A 14,530-nucleotide genomic window follows, 5' to 3' on the forward strand; every position below is an offset into this window, starting at 1 on the left:
GAGCCTGGGCCTGGATGACCAGCGGCTACGTGGCTGCCATCGGCGACCTGGAGCGCGCCCAGCCATGCGCCGTCGCCGTCAGCCACGGCAGCACCCGCATCGAGTGGACCGCCCGCCCAGTGCTCTTTGTGGCACTGGCCCACCGCCAGGTTGGACAACTCCCAACCTGCGCAGAACAGTTCTGTGGCCACGTCAGGTGATGCCGCACTCGGCTCGCGTACGGTGAAACGACCAGCCAGCCGAGGGGAACCGAGGATCGTGAGCGCCCAACGCCCGCACTCTGTAAGCGTCGCCGGAGTCGTAGTCGACCACCAGGGCCGGGCTCTGCTCATACAGCGTCGGGACAACGGCCACTGGGAACCACCCGGCGGAGTCCTGGAGGCAGGGGAGACGATCACGGAAGCCCTCCGGCGCGAGGTGCTAGAGGAGACCGGGATCACGATCGAACTCCCGGCAACGCTCACAGGCGTCTACAAGAACATGACCGGCCTGGTGGTCGCCCTGGTCTTCCGATGCAAGGCGATGGGCGGCAGTCTCACGACCGGAGCGGAGACCCGGGCACTGCGCTGGGCCACCCGCGAAGAGGTACGCCAACTCGCCGACGAGGCATACGCGATCCGCGTCCTGGACGCACTCGACGCGGCATCCTCACCCGCCGTGCGTGCGCATGACGGCGTGAAGCTCGCCTAGCACTGGTTCGCCAGCCCCAGGCGCATGGCGAGTAACAACCTTCTCTACGGGTTCAAGGCGGCTCGCTCCGCTCCCCGCGCGCGGCCCGGCCCCCGGCCGGGCCTGCGCTCCTGTCTCCGCCCCGCTCCAGCCCGGCCGGCGCCCGTGCCGCGCGCACAGCGATCAGCCGCTTGCCGCCAGAGAAGGGGTACGTCGTGGCTGGGGCGGTCGGCTCCGCGATTTTAGGCAGCCACTTTGGCGCGAGCCTCGAAGATCACGGCCCCAACGTCGTGCTTTACCGGGCAGGTCCACTACCTGCCCGACGCGCCGCAAGCTTACGGGGCCGTGATCACTCGCGCCAAAGCAGCTCCAGCCCAAAATCGCTACGCCGACCTAGTGCGTCAACCACCCGACCTGCCGCCAAATAGCACGATTGAATGCGCCAGCTCACCACCGCTGCACCACTGAACTTGAGTGGGTGATATCAGGTCATCTGCCTGACAGTTGCAGGGAGGGTCCGGTAGATCTGGGCATTTTGGAATTATTCACGCCAATCCCTCACCCGAATCGCATTCGCGCAAGCCCTCAATTCGACGAGAAATCCAACGATCCAACCGACCAGTGCTATTTTCCGCGGCGACATATTCACCCGTCGGAAGAATTGCCAACTGGCATTTCTGCGTGATGAGCTTTAGGCTTTGCCCGGAGAAAGCGACAAGGCGGGTTTGCAACAAGCGGTTGCACACGTCGTTAAATTCCATGCCGCGAGACTCTAGCCATGACAGTATTTCAGTGTCATCATAACGGACTTCTTTCCCTTCACACAACCGCATGAGCAAAACAAATTCCTCCTTTCCGATAAACTCCGGACACCACTGCTCCGTCACCGGAATCTCGCTTAGCGCTCCATCGCCAAACTCATGCGATCGTACTTGCCAGCCCCTTCTTCCATCGACACGTGCAGCACGAAAGCTCAATAGGGTCCTTCCGACCTCCACCTCAAGATCTTCTCCCCACAATTCACGACCAAATCCATACATTTCATCCAGCCGCGTCCAAACGAACTCCAGTAGCAGCCTCAGTGGATTTGCTGATGTCGAGAAGTAAAATGGCCACCATCCATCGACCAGAGGTGCCATGAATGGCCGCCCATTGGTCTTCACGAGGGAATAGCTACCCGATATGATCAATTGAGGAAAACCCGTCGGGCCGAACCCCTTCTTCCCAATGTTCTGCTCAAGATAGTCGACCATTGACGATCGGAACGCCCGCTCACTCTTGAATCCGTGCATTCCAAGTATGACTCGAATCGCAGACACTTGCTCTAGGAGAAGCGCGTGAAATATAGCCTCCTCTTCGTACGGGAGAGCAGTGGGCCCTTCCACATCCCGAACGATTCTCCCCGTCATCTCGGAAAACGTTCTAGCGGACGGGGCCATGTTGCGATCAGGGTCGTCCAGTTCCTCGTCTTCACTTTGGTAATAAGAGTGCTCGATCGCGCTTACCGTCTTGAGCTGCGCGAACGCATCGCGAAGCTCAGCCGAGTGGAGGTTTTTCTTGACTTCGATGACGGCAATGATATCTTTAACATGCCATACGTACGAGTCGGTGTATGGCAGTTTCTCCCCCTCTCCCCGCACCACCATGCAGTCAAGTTGACCGGATAGGCATCCTCGGCCATCGCGAGCAAATCCGGATACCACCCGCAGCCCCAAGCCATCTGGAAGGGCGCGATTCAATATCTCGGAAGACAATCCCTCATACATGTCTCCAATGGTCGGAGCATGCTTTACGGGAGCATTATCGAGTTTAGGCAACTCATCTCGGAGAATGCCTGAAAGAAGGTCGGCAACTGTGCGAATCACTAGACGTCACCCCCAGCTTGATCTGCTTTACATGCCATCGGAACTGCCTAAGGTCACCCAAGTCGATCTGCGACACTGGTACCACCGTGCCCAAGCCCGGAGCTTATTTATTCACTCGCATCGGCTGCCACAAGAAGCTCTTGGATCAGCTCTTCTTCCGTGAGGATGCACTGCCGATTAAGCAGCGCCCGCACGGTGTGCGTCAAAATGCTCCAGGCTTCCAACCATGGATCGGCACCCTCTCTGGATTTCAGCTCACCCCCATGAGCCACCTTGGAGCGATCTCCGTAAGACCGCTTAGCTCTTTGGAAGAAATCCTGACGGTCTCCCAAAGAGGACTGAAGTTGGGCAAGATACAAAGCCAGGCGAAAGCTTACCTCGGATTGCACCTTAGGGAATATTGATTCGAGCCCAGTCCAGACATGCAAAAGCGACTGCCCGGTATCAGCAACAACCGGGCTGGACATCAGAACCCGCTCAATAAAGCGGCAGACTGGATATCTGCTCCGGAGATTGTTCCAACGGCCAACATCATCAACGACCTGGGCGAGCAAGTCAGGCGTGACTGTGCGAGCGAGTGCTTCCTTGCGGAATGCGGCCCCCGAAGCGTATGGAGCCGGCCACACTTCTACGCAGTCCGTAGCACTAGTGATCCCAGTGCGCATCCCCTCAGGTAGGAGCTCAAGTCCATGGCTAGACTTCCGCGAGCAAATCCCTGCATAGTCATTGATGGAATAGCTGGATACGAGTTGCACTGAGAACGGATGGAAGCCGCGGGCGTACATCACCACATGGAAAGCAAGGATCTTATCCCGTACATCATCGACAGAAGATGCAGAGACCGCAAGTTCCATATTGCAGCTCTTGAGAAGCAGATCTCCCGCCGTGTATGAGATATGCAACTTATGCTTGCTCTGCAGCTCCGCCCAATCGAAAATGCTGACGTCCCACTTCCGTGCTATAAACGCATAGTCGCCAGCCCAGACGGGCTCAGCGAGGTCATGTGGAATCAGCCCCGAAAGCGGCGCGTAATACCTACCCACATGCAGCCCTCCCCCCATCCGCATCGAAGCATTATGCGCCAGCTCAGGGACTCATGTCTGCCGACTTCCGTATTAAGGCTGGGGTGCGCGGGCATCCGTGTCGACCTGGTCCACGGCGACCATGGGACCGGCAGGCTCAGGCGGAGCTGTCCCCATCAACGTGAGCAAGCGTCAGAGATCGTCCCAGACCCGTGCCAGATCGTGCGGGGAACTACGGGGAGCGCCGGGAACGCGATCGGCGGTCAACGGGCGTCGACGCCTTTCCGCCGCAGGTCAGCAAGGTCCCCGCCTCTGCATCACCCAAGCTTCCCAAGCTGAGGGCGCCGTAGTGCAGCCGCACAGTGTGCTGTACAGCAGCCTCCCGCGCACCGGACGATGGCCGAGGTCAGCACCAGAACTCGGGCAGGAGACCGCATGGCTGACATGGAGGCGGCAGTCCGCGCTGTGTCGCGCCGCTCTGACTGCGTGTACTGGGTGCGGGAGTGGCCCGACGAGCCGACCTGGCGGGATCGGCTCCGCCGATGGGTGAACCCCGCGTCCTACCACTTCGACGGGACCGCGATCCCACCGGAACCTTGGGTGGACCGGCCCGCCGGCTACTACGAGCGAACAGGTTGGCGCATCCGAGCGGCCTACGTCCGATCCGACCTCGCTTTCGAGGTCGAGAACGTAGTCTGTGATCTATGTAAGATCGGCTGGGTTGAATCCCCTCACTCGTACGAGGGGTATAAGCGCTATGGCCTCGCGTCAGCCGCTCTCCGGTCCCTGCGCCGTCGGTACCCAGAAGTCCAATGGCACACGGGCGGCGGCCATTTCCGCGAGGCCGAGCCCTTCTGGAGTTCCGTCAGCGTCGGCGTGCCCGGCGGCTACACCCAGCGGCAAAGGTGTCGTCACGTGGAACCGTGGCGAGCACGGTGACCAGGTAACTCGTGATGGCAGTCCGTCTCAGTTTCCGTCTTATTCAGTCCCGTTCACGGTCGTTCAGGCGAGACCCGAAGCCGTCCACGTGCCTTCAGCCAGCCACCCATGAACCCAGGTGAACGCCCCTGCACGCACCCCCACACCCCACCAACACGGTTGGAAATGTTGGGCATGGCAGGTCGTGAGCCGGGGTGTTGAGTTCAGCTACAGGCTGTCGCGCTCGATCAGCGAGCCATCAGGCCCCATTGTGTAGAAGCGCGGCGGACCCATGGCCTCCATGGCCCTTCGCAGCTCTGCTTGCTTCTCGGCGGGATCAGGCCCGTTCGGGTCACGCACGCGAAATCCGTGGAGTTCAATGCGGTCAGCGTCGACGTCGTCGGGCTCCGGGCGGCCCTCCTGGATGAACCCGCAAAGCGCGCGCAGCGCGTCTTCACCGAGGCTCAGTGGGTGGAATGGCAGCGCGTACGGCGCTTGCTGCTCACCAGGCCAGGGAATGACGTCCGCAGGACGGTCACCATTCCAGTAGGGCAGTTCGAAGGGGAGCGGTTCGCCGATGTTCTCGATGATCCCGCTGTCCGGCGACAGGCTTAGGGAGCGAACGAGGCGCCCGTCTTCCCACACGGCGAACGCGAGGCAATCGACCACGCTGTGCATGGCATGCAAGACGAGGCTTCGGCCGACACTTGCCGCAACGAGATGCTCCGGAAGCCGCGACGGGAGGTCGTTCACTACCCGCCGATCGCAGACGATCTCCACGCCCGGCCAGCTGGCTGCGTAGACCATCCCATCCGGGGGGTACACGCCATCTGAAAGATTCGAGCCCGCACTCTCCTCGATCTGCCAGCCCGGGTAGAGACGCTGCATCATCGCGGACGTCCGCGCCAGGTCCGCCGTAGCCACCTGACGCAGTAGTGCCGGCACGTGGCCGTTGGCATACGCGAGCAGTCCCGTCTTGGCTCCCAATGTCCCTCCCCGAAGCACCACGTTCGATAGCGGTCGCACCATAGCCGCCCGCACTGACATCAGGACCGGCTCAGCCGACGCGGAGCGCCGGCCGGCCTACGGGCCGTCCGAGGCAGCTCACCACTACACGACAACAGCCGCCGACGACCACCCGACACCGGCGGCTCACGGCTGCGTGCCAGATCCGTGCCAGAACAGGCGGTCAGCCACGGTCAATGAGGGTGTCCGGGGTGCGGACACCGCGTCGTCGGCCAGATGGCAGTGTGCGCATGGTGACCGGCGAAGACGTCCCACCACAGACCACCAGGCTTACAAAGCAGATGTCGGCGGTTCGAATCCGTCTGTGCCCACCGAGAAGCAGCAGGTAAGTAAGCCCAACGGCCCAGGTCAGAGCAGTAGTTGACCTGGGCCCCACTGTTAGGCCTACCTTCTCCCCAACCTCTGACTACCCTCTCGCGAACCCTCCGTGACCCACCCCGTCTCCCGAATCTCTCCCAGGTGATCATGAAGTAGACGCAGGTCACGGCACACAAACGTGCGCCCCCCTCCGACTCGTCGGGCCGAAGCCGGGGCCAACCAATTCCAAGCCAGACACATCTGGGAGGGACGCTGCGGGGCAGCGTCCGGATTTTGCTACGTAGAAGCCACCGCCACCGTTCGTAGCCTTGCGTTTCCGTGACCGAGATCGCCGACGCGTGAATGGATCATCCGCCCCACCAGCGGATCGCAGACCACCTGCGGCGCCGCATCCGTTTCGGCGAATGGCCAGTTGGTCGACTGCTGCCGTCTTGGCGCGAACTGCAGGCCGCTACACCGTTGGTCAAGGCGCGATCCGCCTCGCGTTCGAGCAGCTCCGTTCGGAGGGACTCGTTACCCTCCGGCCGTGCGCACCCTGACGGACCCGGACGCTGACTGGCCGCACGGCCGCGGCGACGGCCAGTCGGGCACCTGCCGGGCCAGCGCAGATGCTTGCGGGCCGGCTCCAGGTTCCGGAGCGGCGCGCGTCTCACTTGGGAGAGGCGCGAGCTGTTGGATCCGGGTGGCCGTCCCGCGATGGTGGTGACCACCTGGCAGCGGGGCGTGCGGCAACACGACTACGTGGGTGTGCGGTGTGAGGTGTGCCCTCACGCGTTGACTGGCGAGGAGGCGACTCTGCTGGGCCTGGCGCGGGGTACGGTCGCGTTCCGTGTGGAGGGCTGCGCAGTGTCCGCAGTGTGGGCAGGGCGAGCCGAGGTGTGAACCGGGGGCAAGGGGCCATAGCGGCAGTAGCGGTTCGGGGTGGCGTGCTGCGGTGACGATGAGGAAGCCGACGATGGCGCTGGAGGCGAGGGCCAGGCTGCGGCGGACGGTTCGGCGCATGGTGGCCTCCGGCCAACAATCGTGCATTTGGGCATGCCGAAGGCCCCGACCGTCCAGCGGTTCGGGGCCTAGGGGTGGAGCTATGCGGCTACTTGATGGCCCACTGGCCGGTGGAGTTGGACATCCCAGAGTCCGGCGTGTACTGCACGCTGGCGACCTTCGACCCGGACGGAACCTGGAACACGACCCAACCGAGGCCCTTGTCGCCGGGTGCCAGTTTCAGGTCGGAGGTCATCATCGGGCCGTTGGTGATGCTGTTGACGATCGTCGCGGGGAATCGCTGTCCGGACGAGTCGGCGGCTTGGACGCAGTTGTCGGGGCTGTCTGAGTAGGTGTTGCTGCCGCTGTTGACGATCTGGATCTGTGCGGCGACCCAGGTCTTGCCTGGGTCGGGGCTCTCCATGCCGTCGCTGCTGGCGACGTTGGTGGACCACTTCGTGAGGGTGATGGTGAGCTTTTCGCCGGGGTTTTGCCCGGTGAGGGTGAGGGCGTCGCCGACGGTGGCGGTCTTGGCGGGGGTGCTGGGCTTAGCGGGGCTGCTGTTTGTGGCGGCGCCGCTGTAGGGGGTGCTGGTGATGGTGGTGCCGGTGGATCCGCAGGCTGTGAGTGCTGTGGCGAGTGCTGCGATGGTGATGGTGCTGGCGGCGAGGCGACGGCTCATGGGTCCCCCTTGGTGGTTCAGGCTTGAACCACCGATTCTGATGAGGTGTCGGCTACATGCCCGGGACTTGGCTAAGTCATGGCGTCAGCGTGACGGACTGGTGATGGTTCTGTGTTTCCTTAGGAGTGAACCCCGCCGGGCGCCCGCGTGACGGGCAGGGCGGCCCGTCGTGCCACGAGCGGGTCTCGCCAAGCCACGCCGCGGCGCCGCAGCGGGAGCACTGGTGGGGGATCGGCTGCCAACCGGCCTGCCTGACCGGGGCGTCGAGGGAGCGCCATTGTTCGGGGGTGCGGGCAGTCACTCGGACCTCACGTCCCCGCGTTGATGACAAGCACGTCCGTCCTGGGCTGTGGCCGGCACCTCGGAGTGCGGGCCAGGTCTTGAGGTCGTCGTGCCGACGCAGCGCGGAAGCGCCACTGTGGTCAGGTGTCCGGGCGCCGCTAGTCAGATCCCGATCTATGGCCTCCATCAGAACCACCAGGGGGCGCTCCCTTGCTTCCACTTCCGTGATGTCTGTTACTGTCCGGAAAATGATCAATGGGGGGAAGGAAGCGGCTCAGCGCGTTCTGCGACTCAACCGCCAGACCATCAACGTGGGTACGGCCTACCTGGCCGTCGTAACCGTGGCATTGGCCGCGGAAGTACTGCTCGGACTGCGGTATCTGATCGTCAGCTTTATAGCCGCCGGGATGCTCATGCTGATGGTCGGCGGCTACCTGGTGGTGCGCAACAACCTCGCCGCCTCTGAACTGGCGGAGAACTCAGGAGTGGCCGCACGCGCCGGGGCTTGGTTCTCGCTGACTTTCTTGTTTGCCCTGATCGCGATCGGCGGACTCGCCGGAGCCGGGGGTCAAGTACGGGACATCCTCGTCATGCGCTCGCGAACAGTCGCGGTGATCGACTCGTGCGACGGTTCCGGGAAGGGGGCCACCTGCTCCTACCACTGGACCATCGACGGCCGTACCCACAGCACCTACGACAACCGGATCACGGACCGGCCTACCGGCGACCGGGTGCGGGTGTGGTACACCCCGAGCGACCCGTCCTACGTTCTGCCCACCCCAGGAGGCGTCGTCCCCGTTTGGATCCCCAGCGGAACCGCACTCTTCGCGGGGTCCGTTGGGCTGTTCACACACGGGCGTCGAGAGCGCCGCACACGCCGGGAGTATGTCGCGGAAGTCAGTGCCCTGACCGCGTGAAAGAACCGGAGCCCGTGACATGCGAAAGCCCCATGCACGATCCGCGGGGCTGACGGCATCGGGTCAGGCTCGGAGGAAGCCATCTCCGTGAGAGCTGATGTGGGCCTCCAAGGCGCTGAGGGCGCTCTGAGTGGCCTCTGGTGTGCCGGAGTCGCGCCGCTCCGCGTAGTCGGCTGCGCCGAGCTTCCTCAGCAGGTCATTCCCTGCGCGCTGCTGCTGGGTGATGACCAGCCCGATGGGGGCGTTCTCATATCCCGCAAGGTACTTACGTGCCGGAATGTAGTCACCCACTTGTCGAGATCTTGGATGGGGTTTACGGCCGTCTTCTGTCGACGCCCATCCACCCCCGAGTGGGGTCCGCGGCTACATCGTTGGGTGCAGTGCCCCAAATCCCTCTGGCAACAAGCTTGTTCGCGTGTTTTTGTCGATCAAGGGTGAGGTCGGGGGAGAGGTGCATGGGCGCGGCGATTGAGGTGGACCGGCAGGGGGACTGGGTCGGCCGGACGGTGAAGGATCTGATCGCCTGGCTGGCTTGGCGGCCTGTCGCCCGGCCTGGGGACGTCATGATCGGGCACTCCTCCGCACTGCGGACCACTGTGTTCCTCTTGGTCGGTGCCGAGGTGCTGGTCGAAGGCATGATGGACATGTCGGTGATCCCGCCCGCCTTGCGGCCGTTCCACTACCTGTGGATGGCCCTGATGATCGATCTGTCCACCCTCTTCGCCGCGCTGACCAAGCGCAACCCGCATCGGCTCACCTCGGGCGCGCTGCACATCCGGGCCGGGCTGTACGACGAGATCGCCGTGCCGCTCAACACCATTCGTGCCGTTCGGCGGGAGATGCTTTCGGCCAAGGGGCGTGGGGTGCGGCAGGTACCAGACCGGGACGGGGACGTGATGTGCACCGTCGCCGGTTCCGCCGAGATCGCGGTGGATCTCATCGAGCCGATGGACTTGCGGTTGGCGAACGGCTCCCGACTGACTGCGCGGCGCCTCTACTTGGCGGCCGATGCCCCGGGCATCGCCCATCGGGAGCTGGCACACGCGGTGCGCAGGGCCAGCAGCGGATGAACGTGGCGGTGGCGCTTCGCCGTTCGCCGGGGCGTCAGCGGTAGTCCTCCGGGTGGGACTGCATCCAGGTGTTGATCCTGTCGCGGGTGCCGGTCAACAGTGCCTGGTGCTTCCTGAGATTGGGGAAGGAGGAATCGCCAGCCAGGGTCGTCCGCATCTGGTTGACCCATGCGAGGGGTTGTTTGAAGTGGGCGGGGCCCTCGGGACTGGCCTTCATGGAGGCGTCGAGGGCGTTGAGGTTGTCCAGTATTCGCTTCAGGAAGTACTCGCAGTTTCCCTCGGAGGCGGCGCAGCCGGGGTCGCTGTAGGTGGCCTGGAGTACGGCGAAGGCATCGCGGACCTCTGCGACTGGTACTACCGGTGCTGCTGAGGAACCCGTGGGGGATGGGCTAGTGCGGGTAGTGGCTGGGGCGGTGGACGGAGCGCTGGATGCCGTCCCCGCGCCAGAGGGATGGCCCGCTTCGGAGGGCTGGGCCGTACCAGAGGAGCATGCAGTCAGTGCTCCTACCAGGAGCACTGATGGGATCGCGATCCTGATGACTGGGCTGACGTGCATGACCATCCCCCCGGATACCGCTGAAGGGTGTTGATCATAGGTGGGGAGTGCCCGTTGTGTTGGCGGGCCGTGCCCGGTGGGGGTGGCTTAGCGCCAGTGGGCTGGGCGGGCGAGCGTGGGGGGAAGGTTCGTGGTGGCGTCGCCCCTGGCGGCGTTGAGTTGGGGCTGGGTGAGGAAGATGACGCCGTTGAGGTCGGCGCCGTGGAGGTTGGCGTCTCGGAGGTCAGCGCCGATGAGGTCGGCGGTTCTCAGATCGGCGCCGGTCAGGTCGGCGGCTATCAGGTAGGCACCCCGCAGGTTCGCGCCGCGTAGGTCGGCGCCCTTCAGCTGGGCGCCGATCAGGTCCGCGCCGCGGTGGTTCCTCTTGCGGCCGGGGACGTCCGCCCGTACCAGTTCGCTGGTGCGTAGCAGCAGGGCGTTGATGTCGGCGCGGTGTGCCGCGATGTCCAGGTCCGCGAGTTGTTCGGCGCTGTTCCGGGTGAGGCGGTCGGTGTTGTCCAGCGCGCGGCGCAGGTCGGCGTGGATGGGCCGGGTCTGCGGCAGCGTCAGTGCCTCGGTCAAGTACCAGAGCAGTTCATGGAGTTGGCGCATCACCGGGAACACGTCGAACATCTGCCGCGCGGTGTGCGGGGCCTGGCGCCAGTCCTGGCCGCCGAACGTGACCCGGGAGACCTTCTGGCCGGCGCCGAAGCAGTCGAAGACCGTACAGCCGGAGAAGCCCTTGTCGCGTAGGCGGGTGTGGATGCCGCAGCGGAAGTCGGCCTGGAGGTTCGTGCACGGCTGACCGGCGTCCTTGTCGACCGCGAAGTCGGCCGACCTGGCGAAGGGCAGGGCCACGCAGCACAGGGCGAAGCAGTTCGCGCAGTCGGCCTGTAGGTCGGTGGGCCGTGCTACGTGCTGCTGGGTCAAGGCGAGTTCCGTTTCCCGTGGCTCTGGATGCGCTGCATTCTCCCATGCCGCGAGGCGCTCCGACCGGGCGGCCAGACGCCTGACCGACCGGTCAGAGCGGTCGTCGTCAGTGGGCCTCAGCGGGTATCGCTGGTGGCCGGGCTGGTGTCAGGGCGCGGTGATCTCGGTGATCGCGGTCAGCTCGGTCAGGGAGTCGATGCGCCAGTCGGCGGCTGCCGCTTCGGGGGTGTCGGCCCACAAGTGGCCCCAGGGGCCGCGCCGGATGTGGGCGGTGCGTAGGCCCGCGGCCCGGGCGGGGGTGATGTCGACGGCGGGGTAGTCGCCGACGTAGACGGTGCGGTGTGGGGCGCGGCCGGTGAGGGCCATGACGTGGTCGAAGAACTTCCTGTGCGGTTTGGACACGCCCCATTCGCCGGAGGTGGCGATCGCGTCGGCGGGCAGATCGAGGGCGCGGAGCAACTCGGCTGCCCTGGCGGACTGGTTGCCCGCCACGAACACGCCGATCCGCCGCGCTCGCAGGGCGGAGAGGGTGGGACGGACGTCCGGGTAGAGGTCGGTCTCTGCGAGGTGTTCGCCGCGTCCGGCGGCTTCGCGGGCCGCGTACTCGGCGGGCGGGTCGATGCCAGGGCGCAGCAGACGGAGTGCGTCGGCGTTGTCGCGGCCCTGTGCGACGACCGCGCCGATCAGCGCGGAGAGGGTGTGGCGGGGGACGCCCAGCCAGTCCGCCCAGGCGGCCCAGTAGCGGTCGTCGTGGACCAGGGTCTCGCCGATGTCGAAGACGACGGCTTCGATCATGTCGCCCAAGTCTATTGCCTTTCCGGTGGATTTGGGGGTTGGGAGAGGGTGCGGTTGGCCTTTCGGCTTGCGCCGGGATGTGGGTCGTTGGGCTGGGGTGGGCTCGGCGCCGCGGGGCCAGCGCTGTGGGGGCGCTCGCCATTGCGGCGGGGAGAGAGATTCGCGGGTGCGGCGGGGTGGGCGCGCTCGGGTGCGCTCGGGGTCGCGTGGGCTGAGGCGGGCCTGGTGATCGCCGGGCCGCGCCGCGGGACGCTCGCCCCCGCGGTCGGGAGGTTTCGCGGGGGCCGGCAGCCCTCCGTCGCCCCCGCCGCTTCCGGACCCCCTGGGACGTGGGAAAATGGGGTCTTGAGGTGATCCCGGCACGATGCGCACGCTTCTGATCGACAACTACGACTCCTTCACCTACAACCTGGTGCACGGAATCGCCGCCGCTACCGGCCGGGAACCCGTTGTCATCCGCAACGACGATCCGCAATGGCGGATCGAACGGTTGGCGGAGTTCGACTGCGTGGTGATCTCCCCAGGCCCCGGCACCCCGGAGCGCGCGGCGGACTTCGGCATCTGCCGTGAGGTCATCGAGCGGTGCGAGCTGCCGCTGCTCGGCATCTGCCTGGGCCACCAGGGCCTCGCCGCCGGCTTCGGGGGCACCGTCGAGCGCGCCCCGGAACCGCGCCATGGCCGTACCTCGCCGGTGCTGCACACCGGAACCGGCATCTTCGAGGGCATCCCCTCCCCGTTCGAGGTGGTCCGGTACCACTCGCTCACCGTTACCGCGCTCCCGGACGAGCTGGAGGCCGTCGCCCACACCCCGGACGGGGTGCTGATGGGCATCCGGCATCGGCACCGGCCGATGTGGGGCCTGCAGTTCCACCCCGAGTCGATCTGCACCCAGTACGGCGACCGCCTGCTGCGCAACTTCGCGGAACTCGTACGGCGGCACCACGCACCCCGAGCGCTCCCGGTGCCCGCGCCCCGACCGGCGGCCGCCCCGACCGCACCGGCTGGGACCACCACTTACGAACTCCTGGTGGAGTCCATACCCACCCGCTGGGACGACGAGGCCGCCTACGACGTGGTCTTTCGTGATCGGCCGTACGCGTTCTGGCTGGACAGCAGCCGTCCCGACGCCGGAGCCGGACGCTTCTCGATCATGGGCGACGCCTCCGGGCCGCTCGCCCGGGTCGCCACCGCCGATGTGTGGACCGGCACCCTGACCGTGCACTCCAAGGACGGCGAGCACCTGGTCACCGGTGACTTCCTGGACTGGCTCGACCAGGACCTGCGGGCCACGGATCTGGCCACCCCCGACAGCCTGCCGCCGTGCGGCTTCGCGCTGGGCTGGGTCGGCTACCTCGGCTACGAGCTGAAGGCGCAGTGCGGCGGCCGCAAGGCGCACCGCTCGTCCGAGCCCGACGCCGTGATGGTCTTCGCCGACCGTGGCGTGGTCGTGGACCACGCCACCGGCACCACCCATCTGCTGGCCCTCGCCCGGCCCGGCACGCCCGGCCCCGCCCGGGCCTGGCTGGACGAGACCGCCGCGCTGCTCGGCGGGCTGACCGGCCGTACCGCCGTGCCCGTACCGCGGCCCGCCGCGCCGGACGCCGTCCGGCTGCGCCATGACCGGGACCGCTACCTGGAGTTGATCGGCATCGCGCAGGAGGAGATCGCGGCCGGTGAGACGTACGAGGTGTGCCTGACCAACATGGTCGAGGTGGAGGCGGTCGCCGACGCCTGGCAGTCGTACCGGCTGCTGCGGCAGGCGTCACCGGCGCCGTTCGGCGCGCTGTTGCAGTTCGACGGGGTCTCGGTGCTGAGTACTTCGCCGGAACGGTTCCTCAGCGTGACCGCCGACGGGCGCGCCGAGTCCCGTCCGATCAAGGGCACCCGGCCGCGCGGTGCGACCCCCGAGCGGGATGCCGCGCTGCGCCGGGAGTTGGCCACTGACGAGAAGGACCACTCCGAGAACCTGATGATCGTCGACCTGGTCCGCAACGACCTGGGCCGCTGTGCCGAGACCGGTTCGGTGGAGGCGCGCGATCTGTTCGAGGTGGAGACGTACGACACCGTGCACCAACTGGTCAGCACGGTAAGGGCGCGGCTGCGCGCCGACCGCACCGCCGTCGACTGCGTGCGTGCGGCGTTCCCCGGCGGGTCGATGACCGGTGCGCCCAAGATCCGGACCATGCGGATCATCGACCGGCTCGAGGAAGGCCCGCGCGGCGTCTACTCCGGCGCGATCGGCTACTTCTCGCTCACCGGCGCCGCCGACCTGAGCATCGTGATCCGTACCGCCGTGCTCACTCCCGGCCGGATCCGTTACGGCACCGGAGGTGCCATCGTCGCGCTGTCCGATCCCGAGCAGGAGTTCGAGGAGACCGCGGTCAAGGCCGCACCGCTGCTCGCGCTGACCGGCGGTGAGTTTCCGCAGCGCCACATGGCCCGCACCGCTCCGCACGGCCATTCCGACTGACCGCGCCCGGGGGGATGCCCGCCGCGACCGGGCCCGGTGGGACCGCCACT

Annotated in this window: 11 protein-coding genes; 4 read left to right on the top strand and 7 right to left on the bottom strand. The window is 65.9% G+C overall.

Going from position 1 to position 14,530, the window contains the following annotated elements; translation table 11 throughout:
• The first annotated feature begins 258 nt into the window (after positions 1-258).
• A complete protein-coding gene (locus tag O5O46_RS05860) occupies positions 259-690 on the top strand; it encodes an NUDIX hydrolase (protein ID WP_269854153.1) in 432 nt (143 codons plus the stop codon).
• Between the two features lie 524 nt (positions 691-1,214).
• Here the strand turns inward: O5O46_RS05860 and O5O46_RS05865 are convergent.
• From O5O46_RS05865 to O5O46_RS05880, 4 genes are all read right to left on the bottom strand, one after another.
• Positions 1,215-2,534, bottom strand: a complete 1,320-nt coding sequence (locus tag O5O46_RS05865; RefSeq protein ID WP_333482334.1) for a DUF6602 domain-containing protein — start codon at positions 2,532-2,534, stop codon at positions 1,215-1,217.
• Positions 2,535-2,641: 107 nt separating this feature from the next.
• Complete coding sequence (locus O5O46_RS05870) at positions 2,642-3,577, bottom strand: HEPN domain-containing protein (protein WP_269854155.1); 936 nt, start codon at positions 3,575-3,577, stop codon at positions 2,642-2,644.
• Between the two features lie 1,125 nt (positions 3,578-4,702).
• Complete coding sequence (locus tag O5O46_RS05875; RefSeq protein ID WP_269854156.1) at positions 4,703-5,461, bottom strand: DUF6928 family protein; 759 nt, start codon at positions 5,459-5,461, stop codon at positions 4,703-4,705.
• A 1,447-nt stretch (positions 5,462-6,908) separates the two neighbouring features.
• Positions 6,909-7,481: a DUF4352 domain-containing protein gene (locus O5O46_RS05880; RefSeq protein ID WP_269854157.1), complete on the bottom strand. Its 573-nt coding sequence runs from the start codon at positions 7,479-7,481 to the stop codon at positions 6,909-6,911.
• Positions 7,482-8,011: 530 nt separating this feature from the next.
• Between O5O46_RS05880 and O5O46_RS05885 the strand changes: the two genes are divergently transcribed.
• Together O5O46_RS05885 and O5O46_RS05890 are read left to right on the top strand one after the other, a co-directional pair.
• On the top strand, positions 8,012-8,680 hold the full coding sequence (locus tag O5O46_RS05885) for a DUF3592 domain-containing protein (protein WP_269854158.1): 669 nt from the start codon (positions 8,012-8,014) through the stop codon (positions 8,678-8,680).
• 455 nt (positions 8,681-9,135) lie between these two features.
• A complete protein-coding gene (locus tag O5O46_RS05890) occupies positions 9,136-9,750 on the top strand; it encodes a hypothetical protein (protein ID WP_269854159.1) in 615 nt (204 codons plus the stop codon).
• A 34-nt stretch (positions 9,751-9,784) separates the two neighbouring features.
• Here the strand turns inward: O5O46_RS05890 and O5O46_RS05895 are convergent, their stop codons facing one another.
• The 3 genes from O5O46_RS05895 to O5O46_RS05905 all read right to left on the bottom strand — a co-directional run bounded on the left by O5O46_RS05895 (position 9,785) and on the right by O5O46_RS05905 (position 12,010).
• Positions 9,785-9,907, bottom strand: coding sequence for a hypothetical protein (locus tag O5O46_RS05895; RefSeq protein WP_269854160.1), 123 nt, complete (start codon positions 9,905-9,907; stop codon positions 9,785-9,787).
• Positions 9,908-10,393: 486 nt separating this feature from the next.
• A complete protein-coding gene (locus tag O5O46_RS05900; RefSeq protein WP_269854161.1) occupies positions 10,394-11,215 on the bottom strand; it encodes a pentapeptide repeat-containing protein in 822 nt (273 codons plus the stop codon).
• 147 nt (positions 11,216-11,362) lie between these two features.
• Positions 11,363-12,010 (bottom strand): HAD family hydrolase, encoded by a 648-nt coding sequence (locus O5O46_RS05905; protein WP_269854162.1) that lies wholly within the window; start codon positions 12,008-12,010, stop codon positions 11,363-11,365.
• Positions 12,011-12,374: 364 nt separating this feature from the next.
• Between O5O46_RS05905 and pabB the strand changes: the two genes are divergently transcribed.
• Positions 12,375-14,480, top strand: a complete 2,106-nt coding sequence (pabB, locus tag O5O46_RS05910; protein ID WP_269854163.1) for an aminodeoxychorismate synthase component I — start codon at positions 12,375-12,377, stop codon at positions 14,478-14,480.
• Positions 14,481-14,530: the final 50 nt, after the last annotated feature.

The sequence above is a fragment of the Streptomyces sp. RPT161 genome (assembly GCF_027533845.1).
GTDB classification, from domain to species: domain Bacteria; phylum Actinomycetota; class Actinomycetes; order Streptomycetales; family Streptomycetaceae; genus Streptantibioticus_A; species Streptantibioticus_A silvisoli_A.

Excerpts from the sequence above, each read along its gene's own strand:
- O5O46_RS05880 (WP_269854157.1), bottom strand. The coding sequence starts at position 7,481 with ATGAGCCGTCGCCTCGCCGCCAGCACCATCACCATCGCAGCACTCGCC.
- O5O46_RS05885 (WP_269854158.1), top strand. The coding sequence starts at position 8,012 with ATGATCAATGGGGGGAAGGAAGCGGCTCAGCGCGTTCTGCGACTCAAC.
- O5O46_RS05890 (WP_269854159.1), top strand. The coding sequence starts at position 9,136 with ATGGGCGCGGCGATTGAGGTGGACCGGCAGGGGGACTGGGTCGGCCGG.
- O5O46_RS05895 (WP_269854160.1), bottom strand. The coding sequence starts at position 9,907 with ATGCGGACGACCCTGGCTGGCGATTCCTCCTTCCCCAATCTCAGGAAG.
- O5O46_RS05905 (WP_269854162.1), bottom strand. The coding sequence starts at position 12,010 with ATGATCGAAGCCGTCGTCTTCGACATCGGCGAGACCCTGGTCCACGAC.
- pabB (WP_269854163.1), top strand. The coding sequence starts at position 12,375 with ATGCGCACGCTTCTGATCGACAACTACGACTCCTTCACCTACAACCTG.